The 23,032-nt window shown below is 66.3% G+C and carries 17 protein-coding genes; 11 read left to right on the top strand and 6 right to left on the bottom strand.

Translation table 11 applies throughout. The features are described 5' to 3' along the window. Positions 1-7 precede the first annotated feature (7 nt). Positions 8-931 carry a LysR substrate-binding domain-containing protein gene (locus C7401_RS39040; protein WP_112177389.1) on the bottom strand — a complete coding sequence of 308 codons (924 nt, stop codon included), beginning with the start codon at positions 929-931 and terminating at the stop codon, positions 8-10. A gap of 114 nt (positions 932-1,045) precedes the next feature. Between C7401_RS39040 and ydiJ the strand changes: the two genes are divergently transcribed. Continuing rightward, positions 1,046-4,084, top strand: coding sequence for a D-2-hydroxyglutarate dehydrogenase YdiJ (gene ydiJ / locus C7401_RS39035; RefSeq protein ID WP_112177388.1), 3,039 nt, complete (start codon positions 1,046-1,048; stop codon positions 4,082-4,084). 19 nt (positions 4,085-4,103) lie between these two features. Here the strand turns inward: ydiJ and C7401_RS39030 are convergent, their stop codons facing one another. Further along, positions 4,104-5,030 (bottom strand): LysR family transcriptional regulator, encoded by a 927-nt coding sequence (locus C7401_RS39030; protein WP_112177387.1) that lies wholly within the window; start codon positions 5,028-5,030, stop codon positions 4,104-4,106. A gap of 110 nt (positions 5,031-5,140) precedes the next feature. On the opposite strand from C7401_RS39030, the gene C7401_RS39025 reads away from it, so the two are divergent. Both C7401_RS39025 and C7401_RS39020 read left to right on the top strand, forming a co-directional pair. Further along, a complete protein-coding gene (locus C7401_RS39025; protein ID WP_112177386.1) occupies positions 5,141-6,919 on the top strand; it encodes an FAD-dependent oxidoreductase in 1,779 nt (592 codons plus the stop codon). 329 nt (positions 6,920-7,248) lie between these two features. Continuing rightward, a complete protein-coding gene (locus tag C7401_RS39020) occupies positions 7,249-8,382 on the top strand; it encodes a porin (protein ID WP_112177385.1) in 1,134 nt (377 codons plus the stop codon). A 4-nt stretch (positions 8,383-8,386) separates the two neighbouring features. On the opposite strand, the gene C7401_RS39015 is transcribed toward C7401_RS39020, so the two are convergent. After that, positions 8,387-9,787, bottom strand: a complete 1,401-nt coding sequence (locus tag C7401_RS39015) for a GntP family permease (protein ID WP_112177384.1) — start codon at positions 9,785-9,787, stop codon at positions 8,387-8,389. A gap of 208 nt (positions 9,788-9,995) precedes the next feature. Between C7401_RS39015 and C7401_RS39010 the strand changes: the two genes are divergently transcribed. Then, positions 9,996-10,583 carry a BON domain-containing protein gene (locus C7401_RS39010; RefSeq protein ID WP_112177383.1) on the top strand — a complete coding sequence of 196 codons (588 nt, stop codon included), beginning with the start codon at positions 9,996-9,998 and terminating at the stop codon, positions 10,581-10,583. Between the two features lie 98 nt (positions 10,584-10,681). Then, positions 10,682-10,963 carry a hypothetical protein gene (locus C7401_RS39005; protein ID WP_181565809.1) on the top strand — a complete coding sequence of 94 codons (282 nt, stop codon included), beginning with the start codon at positions 10,682-10,684 and terminating at the stop codon, positions 10,961-10,963. A 31-nt stretch (positions 10,964-10,994) separates the two neighbouring features. Here the strand turns inward: C7401_RS39005 and C7401_RS39000 are convergent, their stop codons facing one another. Continuing rightward, positions 10,995-12,242, bottom strand: coding sequence for a helix-turn-helix transcriptional regulator (locus C7401_RS39000; protein ID WP_112177382.1), 1,248 nt, complete (start codon positions 12,240-12,242; stop codon positions 10,995-10,997). 387 nt (positions 12,243-12,629) lie between these two features. Here C7401_RS39000 and C7401_RS38995 point away from each other — a divergent pair, with 387 nt between their 5' ends. From C7401_RS38995 to C7401_RS38980, 4 genes are all read left to right on the top strand, one after another. Next, a complete protein-coding gene (locus C7401_RS38995) occupies positions 12,630-12,857 on the top strand; it encodes a hypothetical protein (RefSeq protein ID WP_112177381.1) in 228 nt (75 codons plus the stop codon). Positions 12,858-12,962: 105 nt separating this feature from the next. After that, positions 12,963-13,256 (top strand): H-NS histone family protein, encoded by a 294-nt coding sequence (locus tag C7401_RS38990; protein ID WP_112177380.1) that lies wholly within the window; start codon positions 12,963-12,965, stop codon positions 13,254-13,256. Positions 13,257-13,816: 560 nt separating this feature from the next. Next, positions 13,817-15,418, top strand: coding sequence for a peptide chain release factor 3 (locus C7401_RS38985; RefSeq protein WP_112177379.1), 1,602 nt, complete (start codon positions 13,817-13,819; stop codon positions 15,416-15,418). A gap of 250 nt (positions 15,419-15,668) precedes the next feature. Continuing rightward, complete coding sequence (locus tag C7401_RS38980; RefSeq protein WP_112177378.1) at positions 15,669-18,032, top strand: bifunctional acetate--CoA ligase family protein/GNAT family N-acetyltransferase; 2,364 nt, start codon at positions 15,669-15,671, stop codon at positions 18,030-18,032. A 9-nt stretch (positions 18,033-18,041) separates the two neighbouring features. Here C7401_RS38980 and C7401_RS38975 read toward each other — a convergent pair whose 3' ends face one another. Beyond that, positions 18,042-18,587 carry a hypothetical protein gene (locus tag C7401_RS38975; RefSeq protein ID WP_112177377.1) on the bottom strand — a complete coding sequence of 182 codons (546 nt, stop codon included), beginning with the start codon at positions 18,585-18,587 and terminating at the stop codon, positions 18,042-18,044. Between the two features lie 246 nt (positions 18,588-18,833). On the opposite strand from C7401_RS38975, the gene C7401_RS38970 reads away from it, so the two are divergent. After that, positions 18,834-20,816 carry an O-linked N-acetylglucosamine transferase, SPINDLY family protein gene (locus C7401_RS38970; protein ID WP_181565808.1) on the top strand — a complete coding sequence of 661 codons (1,983 nt, stop codon included), beginning with the start codon at positions 18,834-18,836 and terminating at the stop codon, positions 20,814-20,816. Positions 20,817-20,859: 43 nt separating this feature from the next. Here the strand turns inward: C7401_RS38970 and C7401_RS38965 are convergent, their stop codons facing one another. Then, positions 20,860-21,666 (bottom strand): IclR family transcriptional regulator, encoded by an 807-nt coding sequence (locus tag C7401_RS38965; RefSeq protein ID WP_112177403.1) that lies wholly within the window; start codon positions 21,664-21,666, stop codon positions 20,860-20,862. A 279-nt stretch (positions 21,667-21,945) separates the two neighbouring features. On the opposite strand from C7401_RS38965, the gene C7401_RS38960 reads away from it, so the two are divergent. Further along, a complete protein-coding gene (locus C7401_RS38960; RefSeq protein ID WP_112177402.1) occupies positions 21,946-23,028 on the top strand; it encodes a sugar ABC transporter substrate-binding protein in 1,083 nt (360 codons plus the stop codon). The last annotated feature ends 4 nt before the right edge of the window (positions 23,029-23,032 follow it).

The following is a 23,032-nucleotide window of genomic DNA, read 5'->3' as shown; positions in this document are numbered from 1 at the left end:
GCCGGTTTCAGCGCGCGGCGTCGGGGGCGGCAAGCTCCTGTAGCAGCCAGTCGCGAAACGCGATCAGCACGGGGTGGCGCTGCGCGCGCTCCGGATACACCAGATAGTACGAGCGCGAGCTCGCCACGGCTTCGAAGGGGCTCAGCAGCCGCTTTTCCCTGAGTTCGTCTTCCACGAGCATGCGCGGGACGAGCCCCACGCCTATACCCGCCACGACCGCCTGGATCAGATGCGAGGTCAGCTCGAAGCTCGGGCCGGGCCGCAGCGCGTCGTGCGGCAGACCGGAATGCGCGCACCATTCGCGCCATGCGTCGGGAAAGCTGCGCACGCGCAGCAGCGTGAGACCTTCGAGGGCCTTGATCGTCGGGACGGCGCCGCGCTTCGACTTTCGCGCGAACGGCAGCGTGGCGGGGTTTCCCACCAGCACCAGTTCTTCCGCGTAGAGCCGGTGCGCGATCACATCCGGCCAGCGCCCGTCGCCCACCACAATGGCCGCGTCGAGGTCCTGGGTCGCGAAGTCGGCGGCCCCGATGCGCGAATCGAGGTCGATCTGTAGATCGGGATGCGCCTGATAAAAGCGGTGCAGGCGCGGCAACAGCCACTTCGCGCCGAACGTGGGCAAGGTCGCGACGCGCAACTGCGTTTTCGGCGCGTTCGCTGTGAGCGCCTGCAATGTCGCGGTGCGGATCAGCGTGAGCGCCTGTGCAATCTCCGTCATATAGGCGCGGCCGATGTCGGTCGGCACGATGCGCTTGCCCTCGCGCGTGAAAAGTTCCAGGTCGAGCATGGCTTCTAGCGCCTGCACCTGGCGGCTCACGGCGCTTTGCGTGAGCGAGAGCTCTTGCGCGGCCCGCGTGAAGCTCTCATGGCGCGCGGACGCTTCGAATGCGAGCAGCAGCGACATCGACGGCGTCAGCTTACGATAATTCATTCATAAACCTCATGATCAATCCAACAAACATACGTTTGTCCGGCGCCGGTTCGGACGCGACAATGATCGGTCAGATAAGGCACAACACGCCCTGCACGAGACTTCGAGAGCAATATGACCATAGCCAGGCTTCCCATCGGCGCAACCCACGAGCGACCGATCCGTCAATTTTTGCATGAATTGAAGGCGTCGGGTTTCGAGGGCGAGGTGGATACGAGCCACGCCACGCGCACCGTGCTGGCCACCGACAATTCGATCTACCAGCGCTATCCGCGCGCGGCCGTGTTTCCCCGCCATGCGAGGGACGTGCAACGCATCGCGAGCCTGCTCGGGCGCGAGGCATTTCGCGGTGTGGTCGTGACGGCGCGCGGCGGTGGCACGGGCACCAATGGCCAATCGCTCACCGAAGGCATCGTGGTCGACATGTCGCGGCACATGAACCGCATCCTCGACATCGATCCTGTTGCGCGCACGGCGAGGGTCGAAGCGGGTGTCGTCAAGGACCAGCTCAATGCGGCGCTGAAGCCGCACGGTCTTTTCTTCGCGCCGGAGCTCTCCACATCGAATCGCGCGACCATCGGCGGCATGATCAGCACGGACGCGAGCGGGCAGGGCAGTTGCACCTACGGCAAAACGCGCGACCATGTGCTCGCGCTCGAAACAATGCTGTTGGGCGGCGAGTGTTTGTCGAGCGCGCCGGTCGATAGCGCGGCGCTCACATCGCTTTGCGCGCGCAATGACAAGGTGGGCGAGGTGTTGCGCACCGCGCGCGAGATCAGCGAGCGCGAGGCCGACCTCATACGCGAGCGCTTTCCCAATCTGAACCGCTGCTTGACGGGCTACGATCTCGCGCACCTGCGCGAGCGCGACGGCCGGTTCGACATCAACAGCGTGTTGTGCGGCTCGGAAGGCACGCTCGGCCTGATCGTGGAGGCGACGCTGAATGTGCTGCCGGTTCCGAAGCACGCCGCGCTCGTCAATATTCGCTACGAGGGTTTCATGGATGCGCTGCGCGACGCGCAGGCGTTGATGGCCCACCGTCCGCTCTCGATCGAAACGGTCGACTCGACCGTGCTGCGCCTCGCGCGCGAGGACATCGTCTGGCAAAGCGTGGCTGCGTATTTCCCGGACGACGAGGGCGTGGAAGGCGGCGCGAGCGGCATCAACATGGTGGAGTTCAGCGGCGACGATGCGAGCGAAGTGCGCGCACGCGTGGCGGCGTTCACGGAGCATCTGCACTCGGACGCGAGCGTGAAGCGTCTCGGCCACACGATCGCCGATGGCGAAGCGGCGATCAATCGCGTCTACGCCATGCGCAAGCGCGCCGTGGGGCTGCTTGGCAACGTGCGCGGCGCGAGCCGCCCGCAGCCTTTCGTGGAAGACACGGCGGTGCCGCCTGAAAATCTGGCCGACTATATCGCGGAGTTCCGGGCGCTGCTCGACGGTTTCGGGCTGCGCTACGGCATGTTCGGCCACGTGGATGCGGGCGTGCTGCACGTGCGCCCCGCGCTCGACATGCGCAATCCCGCCGAGGCCGCGCTGGTGCGCCCGATTTCCGACGCGGTGACCGCGCTGACGATCAAGTACGGCGGCCTGCTGTGGGGCGAGCATGGCAAGGGCGTGCGCTCCGAGTACGTGCCTGCGTATTTCGGCCCCTTGTATCCGGCGCTGCAACGGCTCAAGGCGGCGTTCGACCCGCACAATCAACTGAACCCCGGCAAGATCGCCACGCCTGCGGGCGCGAGCGCGCCGCTGCTGAAGATCGATGCAACGCCGCTGCGTGGCGAGTGGGATCGCCGCATCGACGAGCGGGTCTGGCAGGCCAACGCCGACGCCGTCCACTGCAACGGCAACGGCGCCTGCTACAACTTCGACCCGGACGACGCCATGTGCCCCTCGTGGAAGGCCACGCGCGAGCGCGTGCTTTCGCCGAAGGGGCGGGCGTCGCTCATGCGCGAATGGTTGCGCATGCAACAGGATGCCGGAACGGATCTTACTGCCGCGCCGGCGGTCGCTGCGTGGCCGGTCCGCGTCGTCAACAGTGTGCGCAAACACCGGGGCGAAGAGGACTTCTCGCACGAAGTCTACGATGCCATGGCGGGTTGTCTCGCGTGCAAGTCCTGTGCGGGACAATGCCCTGTGAAGGTGAGCGTGCCCGAGTTTCGCGCGCGCTTCCTGGCGCTTTATCACACGCGCTACTTGCGGCCCCTGCGCGACTATCTGATCGGTGCGCTCGAATTCACCGTGCCGCGCGTGGCGGCGGTGCCCGCCGCACGCGGTCTTTACAACGCGCTGATGCGCTCGCGCCCGGTGAAGTCGATGCTCGGGCGCGGGTTGGGGATCGTCGACAATCCGCTCTTGAGCACGATTTCCTGGCGCGAGGTCTTGCGCAAATCGGGTGCGGAACTGGCGACAGCGGAACGGCTCGCCGCGCTCAGCGAAGCCGGGCGCGGGCGCAGCGTGATTGTCGTGCAGGATGCATTTACGCGTTACTTCGAAACGCCGGTTTTGGCTGCATTCATGGAACTCGCTGCGCGTCTTGGATTCAAGGTGTTCGTCGCGCCGTATCTTCCGAACGGCAAGCCGCTACATGTTCAAGGATTTCTGCCGCAGTTCCGGCGCGCGGCGAGCCGCAATGCTGCGCAACTCGCTGCGCTCGCCCGTACGGGCGTCCCGCTGGTTGGCGTGGACCCTGCCATGACACTCGTCTACCGTCAGGAGTACCGCAAGGTCGAGGGCATTGCAGCCATGCCCGAGGTGCGATTGCCGCAGGAGTGGCTGCTCGGTGTGCTGCGCGCACGGGAAACGCACAAGCGCGGGGCGGCTACGTTTCGTCTGCTTGCGCATTGCACCGAGCGGACCAATGCGGGCGCCGCGGCGGGACTATGGAAGGACGTATTCGAGGCTGCGGGCCTTGTGCTCACAACGCCCGCCAGTGGTTGCTGCGGCATGTCGGGCACATATGGCCACGAGGCGCGCAATCGCGGGACGTCAGAGACGATATTCGAGCAATCGTGGGCGCGGCATGTCGATGCGCAACCGGGCGGCGACGAATTGCTGGCCACGGGTTATTCGTGCCGTTGCCAGGTGAAGCGCTTGCGCGGGCGGCAATTGCGTCATCCGGTTCAGGCTTTGCTGGATGCGCTGGTCTGATATTCAGGAGTCTGAATCATTACACCAGGCTATCGCCCAACCACTGCGCTCCAAACCACGTGCCCTGCGCCACGATGGACGACAACTGCTCCAGCACGAGCCGCCGGCCTTCCAGCACCGCAGCCGAGTGCGAGCGCGCCGTGTTCTCGCACAACGCCCAGGTGATATACATCCCGCGCACCGGCGCCCACGAAACATCCTGATCCGACATGGCGCTCACGGCGCAGCAGGGCGTGACCGTATGGGCTGAGCCCTCGCGCGCCAGATCGATGGAAAGATGCATCGCGTCGATTTCCACGATGCTCTTGAACGCGTAACCCTGTCTCGCCAGGGCGTGCTCGATTTGCGTGCGAATGACGTTCGGCTTTCCCGGCAGCGCCAGTTTCAGATTGTCCAGATGCGAGAGGGGAACGGGCTTTTCCGGCCTGAGCCTTGCGCGCTTGTTCGACACCAGCACGAGCGGTTCGCGCAGCAAGGCCGTGTGGCGATAGCCGGCGGGAGAGCCCCCCTCGAACGGAATGATCGCGATATCGAGCATGCCCGAGTGCATGACTTCGCGCAGCGCGTGGCTCACGTCTTCGTGAACGCGCAGCGAAACGCCGGGATAGTGCGCGACGAGCGCCTGAACGTACTGCGCCGTGAACAGATGCCGCCAGGAGGGCGGAAAGCCCACGGAAAGCTGACCGGCGGCGCGGCTTCCCACCTGTTCGACGAGTATTTCCAGTTGCCGGAGGACGGGCCGCGCGCGCTCGTAAAGCAGCCGCCCGGCTTCGGTCGGCACGACGCCGCCCTTGGTGCGCGTGAAGAGTTTTACGCCGATCTGATGTTCGAGCAGTGCGATGTGGCGCGAGAGGGCGGGCTGCGAGAGACGCAGGTCCGACGCCGCGCGATTGATGCTGCCAAGGTCGGCCACGCGCAGAAAGTACTCGATGAGTTGGGAGTCCATGGCGCCGATCTTATCCGAAAAGTGGATAACGTCTATATCGAGCCAGCATTGGATGGATAACAATGCGCCCGTTACGATGCCCTGAAACACATTCAGGAGACGGAATCACGATGTCACAACGCAACCCAAACGCAGGCGCCGCGACTTCATTCGACACCGACGTGCTCGTCGTGGGCTCGGGGCCGATGGGCGCGACCACGGCGCTGGCGCTCGCCACTTACGGCGTGAAGGTGCATATGGTGTCGCGCTGGAACTGGCTGGCGGACACGCCGCGCGCGCACATCACCAACCAGCGCGCGATGGAGGTCTATCGCGATCTGCAAATCGAGGAAGAGGCGCATCGCTATGCCACGCCGTGGGAGCTGATGGGCGACTGTCTGTTCACAACGAGCCTGGCGGGCGAAGAACTCGTGCGGCTGCGCTCGTGGGGGACCGGCGACGCCCGCAAGAGCGACTATCTGCAAGGCAGCCCTTGCCCGCTGGTCGACCTGATCCAGCCGAACATCGAACCCATTCTCTTCAAGAACGCCGCCGAGCGCGGCGCCACGTTTGCAACCAATACGGAGTACCAGGCACATGTTCAGGACGAGCAGGGCGTCACGGTCTCGCTGAAAGACCGCCTCACCGGACGCGAATACACGCTGCGCGCGAAGTATCTCGTGGGCGCGGACGGCGCGCGCTCGCAGGTGGCACAAGACATCGGCCTGCCGATTTCAGGGGAGATGGCGCGCGCCGGTACGCTCTACACGCTGTTCAACGCCGATCTCTCGGCCTACGTGGCGCACCGTCCGAGCATCCTGCACTGGATCGTCAGCCCGGACGCGAGTTTCGGGGAAATCGGCCTCGGGCTGCTGCGGGCCGTCAAACCGTGGACGCAATGGATAGCCGGATGGGGCTTCGACATTTCGAAGGGCGATCCGGACCAGAGCGATGAAATGGTGCTGCGCAAGATTCGCGTGCTGGTGGGCGACCCGAAACTCGACGTCGAGATCGTTCGCAAGTCGGTGTGGTACGTGAACCAGGCTTACGCCACCGAGTATTCGAGGGGCCGCGTGTTCTGCGGCGGGGACGCCGTGCATCGGCATCCGCCTTCGAGCGGCCTCGGTCTGAATACCTGTGTTCAGGACGCGTTCAATCTGGCGTGGAAGTTGGCGTTCGTGCTCAAGGGCCACGCGGGTGGGGCTCTTCTGGAATCGTATTCGGACGAGCGCGCACCGGTCGGCAAGCAGATCGTCGAGCGGGCGAACCAATCGCGTCTCGACTATGCGCCGATCCGGCAAGTGTTCAGCGTGGAAGGCGCGGAGAATCCGGTTGCGGCGGGCATTGCCCGTTTCAAGGATCCCGGCGCGGCCGGCGCACAGGCGCGCAAGGATGTTCAGGCCGCGCTCGAACTGAAGAACCGCGAATTCAACGCGCAAGGGGTGGAGATGAACCAGCGCTACGCATCGGCCGCCGTGATGGCCGATGACGACGCGCGCCCCGAGCCGTGGCTGCGCGACCCCGAACTCTACTTGCAGGCGACGACGCGGCCCGGTGCGAAGCTGCCGCACGCATGGCTGATCGACGCGCGTGGCAGGCGCATCTCGACGCTCGACGTCGTGGGGCGCGGGCAATTCACGCTCGTCACCGGGCTTTCGGGCCAGGCGTGGGTCGAGGCGGCGGTACAACTGGCGCGGCCTTATCTGCGCACGGTCGTGATCGGCGAGCGCGAGAACCAGGACCCCTGGTGCGACTGGCAGCGCCTGCGCGAAATCGAAGAAGACGGCGTGCTGCTGGTTCGGCCCGACGGGTATGTGGCGTGGCGCCAACACTCCGGGGCTTCGAGCGTGACGGATGCGCGGCGGCTGCTGGAGCGCGCGCTCTCGCGCGTGCTCAATATAGGCGCCTAGTGGACGCGTAGTGGGTGCACAGGCGACGCGGCACATTACCCATTGTGTGCGCAACAGTCTCTTCCAGAGCGGCCGCTGTTTGTCGTTGCGGCGCGGGTGATACATATACGCCCCGCGCCACACCTTTCAATTCGACAAACGACGTCCGGTAGCCGGGGTGCAAGCTGTCCGCGACGCGCATTACAAGAGACGCCGCAGTCATGCCACGCATTCACTTCTTCAGGCCTGCTAACGAACAAGGGCGCGAGGCCCACGGTTCTTCCGCTACTCCCCGTATTGCTGCGTGCACAGCTGCTCAACGCCACTGGCCGCGCCACGGCTTTGCGCTCATGCTGGCGACGGCGGCGCCGTTTGCGCATGCGCAAAGCTCGGTGCGGCTTTCCGGTCTCGTGGATCTGGGCATTGCCTACGTCAGCGACGCGGGCGGCGCGCAGGGACATGCAAGCGCATGGCAGGCAAAGAACGGCGACATCAACATCAGCCGCTGGACGCTCAGCGGGGAAGAGACGCTCAGCAGCGACACGAAGGCGATCTTCACGCTCACGAACGGTTTTAATGCGCTGACCGGCGCGGCCGCGCAGCAGGGGCGCTTGTTCGGCTTTCAGGCGTTCATGGGTCTTGCGTCGCAGCGCGCGGGGACGGTGACGCTCGGGCGGCAGTTCGATGCGGTCGTGCAATACGTCGAGCCGTTCGCGCTGGGCGGCACCGCGGATGGCGGCACGGCGTTCGCGCATCCCTACGACAACGACAATCTCGACAACTACACCCGCACCAATAATTCGATCAAATACGCGAGCCCCGATATTCACGGCGTGACGTTCGGCGGCACTTACGGGTTTTCAAACAAGGCCGGTGCGTTTGCCGACAACCGCGAATACAGCATGGGCGCGGCGTACCACTATGGCGCGCTGCGCGTGGGCGCGGGGTATTTCCAGTTCAATCACGCCTCGAACGCGGCGGACGCCAATCTCGACGGCGCGGCGCCCGCCGGCGCGCCGTTCAACGCAGACCGCCAACGCACCTACGCGGCGGGCGGCAGCTATCAGTTCGAGAAGGTTCAGGTCGGTCTGGTGCTGAGCGAAACGCGCCTCGACAACGTCACGTCGATCAACAACGTGGCCGACGCCGCGATCGCCCTGCCGCACGACGATGTGCGTTTCACCAACGCGGAAATCAACGCGCGCTACTACTTTTCACCGCGCTGGCATATCGCGGCGTCTTACGTGTTCACCTACGGCCGCTTCGATACGCCGACCGGCGTGCATTATCCGAAGTGGCATCAGATCAATGTGCTGAACGTGTATTCGTTGTCGCCGCGCACGGACCTTTATGGCGAGGTGCTTTATCAGCGTGCCAACCAGCTTGAGGGCACGGGCATTCAAGGCGCGCAGATTTCCAACTTCTCGCGCGCCTCGGGTGCGAACCAGTTCGTTGCGGCAGTGGGGCTTCGCCACCGCTTCTAGGCGCTCAAACGATTCCGGTCGAATAGTAGACGGCGATCACGAAGAAGACGGCCAGCGTCTTGATGACCGTCACCGCGAAGATGTCGCGATACGACTCGCGGTGCGTGAGCCCCGTCACCGCGAGCAGCGTGATGACCGCGCCGTTGTGCGGCAGCGTGTCCATGCCGCCGCTCGCCATCGCCACCACGCGGTGCAGCACTTCGAGCGGAATGTGCGCGGCCTGCGCGCTCTTGATGAAGAGATCGGACATGGCCGCAAGCGCGATGCTCATGCCGCCCGAAGCCGAGCCGGTGATGCCCGCGAGGGCGCTCACCGAAACGGCGGCGTTGACGAGCGGATTCGGAATGCTCTTGAGCGCATCGCTCACCACGATGAAGCCGGGCAGCGCCGCGATCACGCCGCCGAAGCCATATTCCGAGGCGGTATTCATCGAAGCGAGCAGCGCGCCCGCCACGGCCGCCTTCGTGCCGGTCGCGAAGCGGTCCTTCACCCGGCCGAACGCCGTCACGATCACGAGCACGATGCCGAGCAGCAGCGCGCCCTGCACCGACCAGATCGCCACGACCTGCTTGACGGTGGCCGTGACCGGCGCATGAATGCCGGGCAGCACGTCGGGCGCGACGGTCACGGTGTCGCCGTACCAGAGCGGGATCCAGCGCGTGAGGAAGAAGTTCGCCACGCCCACCAGCACGAGCGGCGCGATGGCGAGCGCCGGGTGCGGCAAGTGGTCGGTCTTGACGTGCTCGGGCTCGTTCACGAGCGAAGTGCCGTAGCCTTCGCCTTTCGCCATGGCGCTGCGGCGGCGCCATTCGAGGTACGAAAGGCCGACCACGATGATGAAAACCGAGCCGATCACGCCGAGCGCGGGCGCGGCCCAGGCCGTGGTCTTGAAGAACGTGGTGGGAATGATGTTCTGGATCTGCGGCGTGCCGGGCAGCGAATCCATCGTGAACGAGAACGCGCCGAGCGCGATGGCGCCGGGCATGAGGCGCTTCGGAATGTTGCTCTGGCGATAGAGTTCGGCTGCGAACGGGTACACCGCGAACACCACGACGAAGAGCGACACGCCGCCGTACGTGAGCAGCGCGCACACGGCCACGATCACGGCGTTCGCGCGCGAGCGGCCGATGTAGCGGATCGCGGCATGCACGATCGCCTCGGAAAAGCCCGATAGCTCGATGACCTTGCCGAATACCGCGCCGAGCAGGAACACGGGAAAGTAGAGCTTCACGAAGCCCACCATCTTCTCCATGAAAATGCCGGAGAAAACCGGTGCGACGGCGGCGGGGTCGGTGAAGAGGACCGCGGCGAGCGCGGCAATGGGCGCGAAGAGAATCACGCTGTAGCCGCGGTAGGCGGCGAGCATGAGAAACGCGAGGGCGGCGAGAACGATAACAAACGACATGGAGTCTCCTGCGGATCGATCGTGTTGCGCGGCGAGGCGTGTTGTGAGATCTATGGCTCTCGGCGGCGCTTCCAGTGCGCTTTGATGCGGCTGGCAGCGGCCGTGCTGCGTCGCAGCGATTGTAGCGAAAGGCTGTGTCTCGTTATTGTCAACGTGTCCGCGCGATCCGACCGTTGCGGGAGAGAGGAGGCGGGCGAGGGAGAATACGATGGACGCAAACGGTTCAGCCGGGCGAGGCGCGCGGGCTACGGGAGGCGCGGTGCGGCGTGCGCTTGCGCTCGCTCGCGCAGGCGCTTTCGTGGCCTTCGCCGGCTTTGCAGCGCTTGGCGCGGTAGCGCAGGCTCCGGCCGGGGCGGAACTCAGGAACTGGTACAACGATCCCTTCTTCGCGCTTTCCGGCGCAATACGCGACTGCCCGCTGCCGCTCGGCCCGCTGATGTCGAAAGCCGAAGCCGACGACGACGCCCACTATCGCGTGGAACGCGGCACGACCTGCTGGCTCGCGCACAAATGCACGAAGCCGAATTCGTATCTCTACGATGCCGATATCGCGGCGGCCATTCGTCAACAACTGCAAGGCGACGCCATGCTGGCGGACACGAGCGTCTGGATCACCGTGCAGCGCCGCTTCGTCTACGCGGAGGGGTGCGTGAGCGCGGGTTTCGACAGCGCGGCGCTGGAGCGCAGGCTGGCCGCGATTGCGGACGTCGAGCAGGTGTTCGTGCGCGTGACGCCGGACCCGCGCGGCGCGCTGCCTTACAAAACCCGCGCGAAGCCCCTCGCACCCGCGCCTTGAGCGCGCTCGCGCGGCGCTCGCCGCGATGGCGCGCAGGGGGCTCGCGGCATGGCACAATCGCATCGTCGAAAAACTACAAAGCCCATCGGGGTGCTCCAATGACTCGTCCTGGTTCGTCGTTGTTCCGTTTGCGCAAGTTGCCGTTCGCGGCGGGCGCCTTGGCCCTGGTCGCGGCGCTCGCCGCATGCAGCAGCGGGCCGCCGCTGTTCCTCTCGGACGGCCGTCCGACGATCCAGGTGCAGTGCCCGGCCTCGGGTGACCGCGATTCGTGCGCGCAGCAGGCGCGTGCGCGTTGTGCCGGCGCCGGTTATGACACCGTCGCCACGTCCACCGACAACGGCAATTACACGCTCGTATTCGCCTGCCGCAAGGCCCAGTAAGCGCGGCCTGTCGGCCTGGGCGCCGCGGCGCTCAGCCTTCGGCGGCCGTGCCGATCGCCGTCCCTCTCGCCGGCAGATTCAGCAACAGGCGCAGCAGGTCCGGCTGGCGCCGGGTCGCCGTCTTCTGAAAGATCGATTGCAGTTGCTTGCGCACCGTGTCGTGCTGCACGCCCACGTGCGCCGCGATTTCCTTTTGCGTGAGCCCCTCCGCGAGCAAAAGCGCGATGCGGCATTCGGCCGGCGAGAGATCGAAGGCCGTGGCGAGCACCTGCTCGTCGACGGGCGGCGCCGAGCGCGGGTGATAGAAGGTCAGCGCCGCGAAGGCGCGCAACTCCGAAGCCGAGGCGTCGTCGGCCGTCACGACGTTATAGAACGCGTAGAGCACTTCATGCTGGCTTGCCGCAAGCTTCGCTGACGCCTGCGCGCCGGATTCTGCCGCCGCGTTCAGGTTCGCCACGGAGGCGGCGTCAGCCGTCTCGGGCATGTCCGCGCCAACGATGCGCAACGCGCGATAGCGCGCCGCCGCCGTGCGCGCGCCGCTCGCCCGGTTGCGCAGCCGCGCCTCGCTCACGGCGATGTCCTCCAGCAGCCGCGCGTGGTGGGGCGCGGCGAGCGTGAGCCGCCGAGCGCGCACGCGTACGAGCGTGGTCGACTTCAGGAGCCGCTGCGCCGGCTCGTTACTGTGGAGCACTTCGCCCAGCGCGCTCACCAGCATGGCCGGCGGGCGCGAGCGGTTGGCGAGCGTGTCGGCGTTGAGCGTGAAGCGCCGCGTATAGAGGCGCACCGCGCGCACGAGGTGCGGCGTGAGCCGCTCCAGCAGTTCGCGGCGCTCGCACGGCAGCGGTCCGGTGTCGGCGCCGGCGCTACAGGCGAGCATGACCGTGAGGCCGTGCTGATCGAGGAGCTTGCACAGCGCCACGCAGCGATGGCCCGCTTCGAGCGGGCAGAACGCGAGGCCGCCCGCACGGTCGTCCTGCGCATCGTCGAGTTCCACGCCGCAATGCAACCACTTGCCGGGCGGGAAGGCGCGCAGCCACGCGAGGCGCGCGTCGTCGCGATAGAGCGGGCGAATCCGCTCGAGCGGCTCCGCGCTCGAAAGCGCAAAGCCGTCGCTCCAGGAAAAGAGGTCGCGTTGCCGATCGAAGCCAAACAAATGAACCGACGCCACGTCGATGGTTTCGCGTAATTGCGCGCAAAAATCCTTCCATGCGCAAGAATTATCGATTGTTTCGTAAATGGCATGCAGCAGGCGATCGTATTGTGATTCGTTTGTTTTCACGCCGTTCTCATTGTTCGAGTCGTAGACGGGCTATGCGCGAGCAAAATGCAGGCCGCATAGCGTTCCACAAATGAGGAATATACAGACGCAATAGCGCCCGTTAATCTGCGTTCCGTTATGGATGCGGATACAACCGTCAGCGTGGACGACCGGCGTCCCTGATTCCGTGCGGTAACCAACGGATGATTGGGCGCGCTCATCCTATTCTGCGTCTCACGTAACGAACAAAACGCAAAATCAGTGGCGGCTCACATTGAGTGCGGCCAGCTGGCACAAGGCCAATACGGCTCGATTATCCGCAGCGTGCGGAAAATCGCCGATGCGACGAAAGTGAGTGCGCGCTATTGCGTGCGCGCTCGATAAAATTTGTCATTACCGGGGGCAGCGATGAATCATCACCAACTCGAAAAGGACATCGAGCATCTCGAACACATCATTGCGCGGCTTTCAGGCCGCGATCGTATTCCACTTTCCTATTGGCGCGGCCGGCTCGACACGGTTTCGCACGCCAACCTGGTGCCATCCCAAATGTTGCGCGTAAAGCGGCTGAACGACGCGTTGCGCGCGCTCGAGAGCCGGCTGCAACACGAAGCGCTCCAGCAACGCGGCCGCTAGCGCCAACGTTTGCGGCGGTTTTGTAAAAAAGCGCGCCTTATGACGCGCTCGCGCTCCAAACCGGTCACAATGGCGTTGTTGTGACCGACCTGGAGATGACGTTTCATGCCGAGCTACAAGCAATTGACCGCCCAGTTGGAAAAGCTTCACAAGGAAGTCGCTGTGGCGCGTGAAAAGGAAGTTGCCCAGGCGATTGCCGAGATCAAGGAAATGATCGCGGAATACGACATCACCGCGGAAGAACTCGGTTTCTCCAGCCGCGCCGCAGTCCCCGCGCGCAAGAAGGCGCTGCCGGCCCGCTACGTCAACCCGAAAACCGGCGAAACCTGGAGCGGCCGTGGCCGCGCGCCGGGCTGGCTGGCGGGCAAGAACCGCGAACGCTTCCTCATCAAGGAATAGCGGTTCAAAGGTACGGCGGGCACGTTGCCGGTTGCCTCCCGCAAAAGCTCACCTTGAGCGCTACAAGGCGCGCGCGGGCGGAATGCACGACCGTCAGGGCGTCGCGCGCATCTTTCGGGCAAGTGCCTGTTGCGAAACGAAATTTTCGCGAAAATGGGGCGCGCTTCACGAACCCGGCTGGGCCATGAAAGGCCGCCGCCGCACCTCGCAGCGCCGTTTCCCCGCCGCTTCCCGTAAAAGCTCACCTCAACCGCCGCCCGGCGCCGCTGCGCCAAGGCTCGCGAGCGCCGCATGCGGCGCGCTGCCCGGATTGGCCGCGCGGCCCGCACATCAAACGTTTAGTCGGCGGCCCGAATGCCGTGTATCATTCGGTCCCGGCGCCGTTCTGCGCGGGCATCCCCGGAACATTCCCGATCGCTCGTGCTATTTGTCGCGCGAGCCAGTCCGCGCACTTGCCTCGCATTTGGCGACAGAAGCCGCCCGCAAGCGCCGCCGCGCTCGCCGCAACCACCGCCGCGCGGCCCGGTTGCCCGAATTCATCAGTGATACCCGCCCTATCCATGTCAGTTGCCGAACTCAGACGCCGCCGCACGTTCGCGGTCATTTCTCACCCGGACGCGGGCAAGACAACGCTCACCGAAAAGCTGCTGCTGTTTTCGGGCGCGATCCAGATCGCCGGTACCGTGAAGGGCAAGAAAAGCGGCCGCTTCGCGACCTCCGACTGGATGGAGATCGAAAAGCAGCGCGGCATTTCGGTCGCCAGCTCGGTCATGCAGTTCGAGTACGGCGACGCCGTCATCAACCTGCTCGACACGCCGGGCCACGAGGACTTCTCGGAAGACACCTACCGTGTGCTCACGGCGGTTGACGCGGCCGTGATGGTGATCGACGGCGCGAACGGCGTGGAAGCGCAAACGCTCAAGCTGCTCGAAGTCTGCCGCAGCCGCAAGACGCCCATTCTCACGTTCATCAACAAGCTCGACCGCGAAGTGCGCGAGCCGCTCGACCTGCTCGACGAAATCGAGCAGCACCTGGGCGTGGCCGCCGTGCCGTTCACCTGGCCCATCGGCATGGGCAAGGAGTTCCAGGGCGTGTACGACATCCAGCGCGACCAGGTGCGCGTGTTCCGTGCGGGTCAGGAATCGCTTGGCGGCGCGGTGGAAACGCTGCAACACATCAGCGACGAAGACGGCGAAGCGCGTTTCGGCTATCACTGGAAGCGCACCAAGGAAGAAGTCGAGCTGATCACGGGCGCGACGCCCGCGTTCGACCGCGACGCGTTCCTCGCCGGCGAGCAGTCGCCGGTGTTGTTCGGCTCGGCGATCAACAACTTCGGCGTGAAGGAAATTCTCGACGCGCTGGTCGATCTCGCGCCGCCGCCGTCGCCGCGCATCGCGGTGCAGCGCGCCGTGTCGCCCGACGAGCCGAAGTTCACGGGCGTCGTGTTCAAGGTGCAGGCCAACATGGATCTCGCGCACCGCGACCGCGTGGCATTCATCCGCGTGTGCTCGGGCCACTTCGAGCGCGGCATGCAACTGAAGGTCACGCGCAACAACAAGACCTTCCGCGCCAACAACGTGGTGAGCTTCCTCTCGCAGCGCCGCGAGACCGTGGCCGAGGCGTATCCTGGCGACATCATCGGTATTCCTAACCATGGCACGTTGAGTCTGGGCGACACGCTCACCGAAGGCGAAGACCTGCAATTCACGGGGCTGCCGTTCTTCGCGCCGGAAATCTTCCAGACCATCGAAGTGGTCGACCCCATGCGCGCCAAGCAACTGGGCGAAGCGCTCAAGCAACTGGGCGAAGAGGGCGCGATCCAGGTGTTCCGTCCGCTGCACGGCGGCGCGACGATCCTGGGCGCGGTGGGCCAGCTTCAGTTCGAAGTGGTCTCGCACCGCCTCTCGGCCGAGTACAAGGTGGAAGTGCGCATCATGCCCGCGCGCTATCGCCTGTCGCGCTGGGTGACCTGCGACGACGCCGCCGAGCTGCGCCGCTTCACCGACTCGTACGCCGCACGCATGGCTTACGACGCGTCGAATGCGCCGACCTACCTTGCTTCGCACGTCTCCGAAATCGAGGTCGCGCAAAAGGCCTGGCCGAAGATCGTGTTCAACGAACTGCGCGAACATTCGGGCGCGCCGTTCCGCAAGTCGATGTAACACGCGCGGCGCGCTCGCGCCGCGTTTTCAAACCAGCGAAACTTCTCCTCGCGCATCGTGCGTGACACACGCCCGCCCGCCCGCCCGCAGCGGCGTGCGACGCCATGCCGCCGCCTGCGCGCGCAGGCGCGGCGGGCGAAAAGCGCGCATCGCCTGCGCGCTTGCCCTATCCTCTTCTCGTGACGGTATAAAACGACAAACTGGCGCTTGCCCGTGCGGCGCGCGCCCGTTCGACCAACGAGGAGAGCCTGTGACCGTACGCAATCTCGACGCGGTGTTCCAGCCGAAATCCGTGGCCGTGATCGGCGCTTCGCGGCGACCCGGCAGTATCGGCAGCATGGTGTGGCAGCGGCTCATCGAAGGCGGCTACACGAGTCCGGTGTGGGCCGTGAACCCGCGCCACACGGGCGATTTCGAGGCGTTCGACGGCCGCCCCGTGGTGGCCGACGCGGGAGACCTGCCCGAAGCGCCCGGCGTTGCGATCATCTGCACGCGGCCCGCCACGTGGCCCGCGCTCGTGCATCGCCTGGGCGGCATGGGCACGCGCGCGGCCATCATCGTGGGCGAGGTGCGCGACGAAGCCGACCAGGCCGACCTGCGCCACGCGCTCGCGGCGGCGCGCCCGCACCTGCTGCGCATCGTCGGCCCAGGCAGTCTCGGCGCGCTCACGCCCGCGCTCAATGCGCAACTGGGCGCGGCGGCGTCCATCGCGCGCAAGGGCGGCGTGGCCTGGGTCTCGCAGTCCAACGCGCTCACCAACGCCGTGCTGCGCTGGGCCGGCGCGCGCGGCCTCGGCTTTTCGCACGTGATCGCGCTCGGCGACGAAGCCGACGTCGATGTGGGCGACGTGCTCGACTATCTCGCGAGCGACCCCAGCACGCGCGCCATCCTGCTCGAAGTGGACACGATTCGCGCCGCGCGCAAGTTCATGTCGGCGGCGCGCGCGGCGGCACGCAACAAGCCGGTGCTCGCGCTGAGGAGCGGCCGCGACGATCCGGGCGACGCGCTGTACACGGCGGCGTTCCGGCGCGCGGGCGTCGTGCGCGTCGACACGCTCGACGACCTGCTCGACGAAATCGAAACGCTCGGTCTCGGCCGCGTGGCGGCGAGCGACACGGCCACGCTCATCACGAGCGACCGGGGCGTGGCGACGCTCGCGCGCGACGCCTTCACGAAGGCCGGCGACACGCTCGCGCACTGGAACGACGAAGCGCTCGCCGCGGTGCAGGCTGCGCTGCCGCATGCGCAGGCAGGCAATCCGCTCGTGCTGGGCGACACCGCGAAGCCCGAGCACTTCGGCCTCGCGCTGCAAACGCTCGCTTCACAGCGTTCGAGCGGCACGGCGTTCGTCGTGCACGCGCCCACGCACAGCGCGCCGGTGGAGGAGGTGGCGCGCACGCTCATCGAGCATCAGCGTTTTGCGTATCGCGGCATGCTTGCGTGCTTCTTCGGCGGCGTGGACGAGAAAACCCGCGACGAGCTGCATGCGCACGGCATTCCCGTGCACACCACGCCGCGCCGGCTGGCGCGCGCGTTCGCGCGTCTCGTCGATTACCGGCTGGGCCGCGAGCTGCTCATGCAGACGCCGGAAACGATGCCTGCTCAAGGCCCCGCCGCGATCGAGGCCGCCCAGGGCGAAGCGCGCGCGGCGCTGGCGGCCGGACGCACGGAGCTGGCGGGCGAGGAGGCGGCGCGGCTGCTCGCGCGCTTCGGACTCGTCACCCAGGCGCAGGACGAGCCCGGCGTGAAGCCCGTGGTGGACGTGACGGTGCAGTTTCGCGACGACGACAACTTCGGCCCGGTGTTCCGTTTTTCCGCGCCGTCGCCGGACGAAATTTCGCCGCCACTGCGCGTCTACAGCCTGCCGCCGCTCAACCCCGTGCTGTCGCGCGACATCATCGCGCGCTCGCCCTATGCGCGCAACGTGGCGCCCGAGCCGACGCTCGCGGCGCTCACCGAGCTGTCGCAGTGCGTGTGCGAGGTGCGCGAGATCGTGGGTTTGCGCCTGACGCTGCGCGTGCTGCCCGAGGCGGTCGTGGTCGTGGAGCCGCGGCTTCAGATTGCGGAAAAGCGCAGCCGTTTTGCGATCATGCCGTATCCGCGCCGCCTCGAAGAAACCCTCGACTGGCACGGCGATCGCCTCACGATCCGGCCGATCCGTCCTGAAGACGAGGCGATGCATCGCAAGTTCGTCGAGTCGATGACGCCCGACGATTTGCGCCTGCGTTTCTTTTCGGCGGTGCGCAGCTTCGATCACACGCAGCTCGCGCGCATGACGCAGATCGACTACGACCGCGAGATGGCGCTGATCGCCGTGGTGCAGGGCGAGGACGGCGAGCCGCGCACGCTCGGCGTGGTGCGCGCCGTGGCCGATCCGGACAACGAGACCGCCGAATTCGCGTGCACGGTGCTGTCTACCCTGAAGGGGCGCGGCCTCGGGCGTTTGCTGATGTCGCGCATCATCGCCTACGTGCGCTCGCGCGGCACGCACTGGCTGCTCGGCGAGGCGCTGCGCGAGAATGCGCCGATGATCGGCCTCGCGCGCGCCTGCGGCTTTACCGTCACGCCCACGGAAGACCCGGGCGTGGTCGGTTTTCGCATGCCGCTAGACTGAGCGGGAAGCTCAGGCGGCCAGTTTGGCGAGCGCGTCGTCGATCTGGCCGCGCGTGAGCGCGAGTTCTTCGAGCCAGGCCTCGCCGTATTGCGCGCCGGTTTCCTTTTCGAGGCGCGCGATGGTCGCGGCGCAGCGCGCGGCGTCCTTGGGCGTGGCGATGAACGCCTTGACCGACTGGCCGCCCTGGAACGCGTCGAACAGCGGCGTGCGGATCTCATCGGGCAGCGCGCGCGTGGTCCACTGGTGCGTCTTGCCGTTGAAGGTGAGCGAAGGCGGCAGCACGCGCTCCTTGCGCGTGGCCGGAATCAGGCCGAAATTGCGCGCGGCCTCGGCGATCTGGTCGGCCGTGAACAACTCCTCGGGGGCGATCTCGAACTGCGCGATGGCGGTTTCGACGGTCTTCATCGCGTCGGCGCGGTCGTCGCGCTTTTTCTGCGCGCGCGCGACGATGTCGCGCAGCTCGTCGGCTTCATCGGGCGTGATCGTGAAACTGGCCTGTTTCTGCTGAAGCTCGGAAAAGCGCTGGAATTCTTGATCGGTGAGAAGTTTCGCCATGGGTTTCGAATGCGCGGCCGCCGCTTGCCCGCCGTGGTTCAGCAGGACGAGGCGCACCGGTTTTTTGGGAGGGCCGCCATTCTAACCGTTTTGGCCGGCCGGCTTCCACTTGCGCGCGGCACTTGTAGGAACCGTCCGATTTTCTTGACTGGGGGCGGTCCCTATCATCATCGGATGAACTCATCCCGACCTCTTTCCCCAGCGGGCTCGCGCCGCGAGTCGCGTGCCGACGCGCGCCACGAGTCGATGCTTCAACGTGGCATCGCGCAGTTGAACGACGAAAAATACGCGTTCGCCGAGGCGCTTTTTCGCGAGATCCTCGCGCAAGACCCCAAACATGCCGACGCGCACCATCAACTGGGCGTGACGCTCGCGCGCCAGTCGCAGTTCGCGGCGGCCGAACAATGCCTGCGCGCGTCGCTGGCCGAGCGCGAGAGCGGGCCATGCCGGCGCGACCTCGCCTGGACGCTGCTGTGGCAAGGCCGCGACGGCGAGGCGATCGAAGCCTACCGCGCCGCGATTGGCGCGGGCCTGCGCGAAGCGCGCCTCTTCAACAACCTCGGCAATCTGCTCAAGAAGCGCAATTCGCTGCCGCAGGCCGAGGCTTGCTACCGCGAGGCGATTGCAACCGACGCCTCCTACGCGCTCGCCTACAGCAACCTGGCGATGCTCCAGCAGGACGCGGGCCAGCACGAAGCCGCCGAGGCGAATCTCAAGCAGGCGCTCGCGCTCACCCCGAACTCGCCGCACCTCTGGCAGTGCTACGGCGGCTTGCTGGAGCGCATGAACCGCATGGACGAGGCCGATGAAGCTTACCGCCGCGGCGGCCGCTGGGAGGCCTCGCAGTACGTGCGCCGCCGCGAGGCGCACTGGCAGCAGCTTGGGGAGATCGACGCGGCGGCGCTTTCCATGGTGTCGTCCGGCGCCGCGGACAACCTCACGCCCTGGTGCCTGCTCGGCATTCCGGCGCTCACGCCGGAACTGCATCGCGACGCCGGGCTGCGCTTCGCGCAAAGCCGCTGGCGTGGCGAACTGGCGGCGCCCCCGCTCGTGGCGCGCGGCGCGGGCCTTGCCGCCGCGCTCGCGCGCTTCGAGTCGGGCGAGCGCCTGCGCATCGGTTATCTGTCGGCGGACTTCTACGATCACGCCACGTTGCGCCTGCTGGCGGGCGTGTTCGAACTGCACGACGCGAAGCGCTTCGACGTTCACCTCTATTCGTACGGGCCCGACCCCGACGCCACCGCCCGCGCGCGCTTTGCGCACGTGCCGGGCACGTGGCACGACGTCGGCGCGCTTTCGGATGCGCAGGCCGCCGCGCAAATCGCGCACGACGGCATTCACCTGCTCGTCGACCTGAAAGGCTTTACGACGGGCACGCGGCTCGGCATTACCGCGCTGCGGCCCGCGCCCGCGATCGTGAGCTGGCTGGGCTACCCCGGTTCGCTCGGCCACGCGCGCCTCGCCGACTACCTGATCTCCGACGCCATCGTTACGCCGCCTGGCGCTGCCGCGCAATTCAGCGAGACGCTCGCGCTCATGCCGCACTGCTACCAGCCCCTCGACCATCGCCGCCAGAGCGCGCCGCGGCCTTCGCGCGCGCAAGCCGGGCTGCCGGAGAAGGGCTTCGTCTATTGCAGCTTCAATCAGACGTTCAAGCTGAATGCGCAGATCTCCTCGCTCTGGGCGCGGCTGCTGAAGGCCACGCCGGGTAGCGTGCTGTGGCTGCTCGAACCCGGTTCGGCGCGCGCCAAAGAAAACCTGCGGCAGTTCTTCGAAGCGCAAGGCGTCGATGTTGCGCGCGTGATCTTCGCGCCGCGCGTGACGCAGGAGGCGCATCTCGCGCGGCTGCAACTCGCGGACCTCGCGCTCGACACGCTGCCGGTGGGTTCGCACACCACGGGCAGCGACGCGCTCTGGGCGGGCGTGCCGATGGTGAGCGCGCCGGGCACCCTGTTCGCGGGGCGCGTGGGTGTGAGCTTGCTGCACGTGGTGGGGCTCGACGAGCTGGTTGCGCGCGATCTCGACGCGTACTTCCAGATCGCGCTCGGCTTAGCCACCGACACGGCGTGGCGGGCTCGCGTGCGCGAGAAGCTCTCGCACGCGCGGCGCAGCTCGCCGCTGTTCGATACGGCTGCGTTCACGCGTGACCTGGAGCGGCTTTATCTCGCGATCGTCGGGCGCGAGGTGCATGGCCAGGCTGGCGATCGTACGCCCGTGGCGGTGCAGTAGCGCGCGGTTGCGCCGGGGCATCCAACAGCGCCCGTACTGAGCCTCACGCCGCGCCGTCTTCGCGCAGCATCGACAGGCTCTGCACGATCTCGCCCAGCATGTGCGTCGCCTCGTCGAGCGAGGGCGCGACGTACTCGTCGATACGCCTGAGAAACGGGCAGGTGAGCGCGGCGATCGCCTGACCCGAAGGCCCGAGCACCGGAAACGTCACGTCCGTCACGCCGAAAATCTGCTGACTGTCCTTGCGCGAGAAACCCGTCTTGCGCACCTGCTCGCACGCGGCCTCGAGCGCCGCGTGGTCGATGGTCACTTCGCCCTTCACTTTCGTATGCTCCGCGAGCATGTGCGCGCGCTGCTCCGGCGTTTGCCATGCGAGCAGCGTGCGCCCCGAACTGGTATCGACCAGACCCACGCGGGAGCCCAGCCGCACCGCGATGCCCCACGTGCCCGGACCGTCCACCTGCGCGATCACGAGCAGATTGCCGCGGTCGTACACCGTGAGATGGCAGGACTGCTCCGCGTCGTTGGCGAAGCGCTGCATGAGCGGCAGCGCTTCGGCGATCAGGCGCTCCATGGGCGGGTGCCGGTGCGCGAGCGCGAACAGTTTCAGGCTGAGCGCGTAGCGGTCGCCCGCCTCCGAACGCATCACATATTGGCGCGCCACGAGGCGCTCCAGCATGCGGTAGATCTCGCTCGCGTTGCGCCCCAGCGCCTTCGTGATCTCCGCGCGCGTGAGGCCGCCGCGCTGCTCCGCGAGCAGTTCCAGGATGTCGAGCCCCTTGTCCAGCGCGGGCGCGCGATAGCGGTCGCCGTCGTCTTTCTCGTCGGCTTCGTCGGGCGCGTTGTCCATCGGGCGTTTTTTCGCGTTGTTTTCCATTCGATCGTTCCCAGGGAAATCACGGACCCATGCTGCGCTGCACATTCCTTGACCTTGTGCGGTGCGTATATGAATAATAGGTTCACTGGTGAACATACACCAGCGTCGTCTGGAAAGGGAAGTGGCAGTTGCAACGGGTCGCCGGCGCTTCGTGCATTCCTCGCGGGGCGCGGCGAGCACATGGAATTCAACAACGACAGATGCGGTCGCATGGGCGCCGAAGCGCCCCGTGCGGCCGACCAGGAGACAGACATGGCGTTCGCATCCGGGCTCGTGCTGGCCCGCCGCTCCACCGAAACCCGCCAGGCGCGCGCGGCGCTGCCCCGTGCGGCCATCAAAACCCTTTGTGTAGCCGCGGCGTGCGCTGCCGCGTTCGGCGCACCGGCCGCAGCCAGCGCGGCCGAGGTCGGCAAGGTGGGCCTCGGCCTGCCGCTCCTCACCTCGCCGTTCTGGCAGTCGTACAACAACTATCTCGGCGTGTACGCGAAGCAGGACGGCATCGACGTGCTCGCGCCCGTGAACTCGAACAACGATCCGGCCCAGCAGATCACGGACATGAACAACATGATCAATCTGGGCGCGAAGGGCATTGTGGTCGGCCCGATCGATTCGGCGGCGATCAGCCGCGCGCTCGACAACGCCGCACAGAAGAACGTGAAAGTCGTGGCCGTGGACGTCGCGCCCACGCAGGGCGCCGTGGCGATGGTCGTGCGCGCCGACAACCGCGCGTATGGCGAGAAGGCCTGCAAATACATCGGCGAGCATGTGAAGTCGGGCAAGGTCGTGCAGATCATGGGCGACCTCGCCTCGGTGAACGGGCGCGACCGTTCGGAAGCGTTCCGCGCCTGCCTGAAGAACTATCCGAATCTGTCGCTGCTGGAGATTCCGGCCGGCTGGAAGGGCGATGTGGCGGCGAGCGCGCTGGACAGCCTGCTGACCGCGAACCCGGACGTGAAGGGCATCTACATGCAGGCGGGCGGCGTGTATCTCTCGCCCACGTTGCAAACGCTGCGCCGCAAGCAATTGCTCGTTCCCGTGGGCGACCCCAAGCATATCGTGATCGTCTCGAATGACGGCATTCCGCAGGAGTACGAAGCCATTCGCAAGGGCGAGATCGACGCGACCGTTTCGCAACCTGCCGATCTCTACGCGAAATACGGCCTCTATTACATCAAGGCGGCGCTGGAAGGCAAGACGTTCAAGCCGGGCAAGACCGATCACGACAGCAATATCGTCCAGTTGCAGCCCGGCATTCTCGAAGACCAGTTGCCGGCGCCGCTCGTGACGAAGCAGAACGTCGACGACAAGAACCTGTGGGGTAATACGGTCAAATGAGCGG

It is taken from the genome of Paraburkholderia unamae (genome assembly GCF_003268775.1).
Lineage (GTDB): Bacteria > Pseudomonadota > Gammaproteobacteria > Burkholderiales > Burkholderiaceae > Paraburkholderia > Paraburkholderia unamae.
The sequence above is the reverse complement of the archived record's forward strand: the minus strand, read 5'-3'. Positions and strand labels throughout refer to the sequence as shown.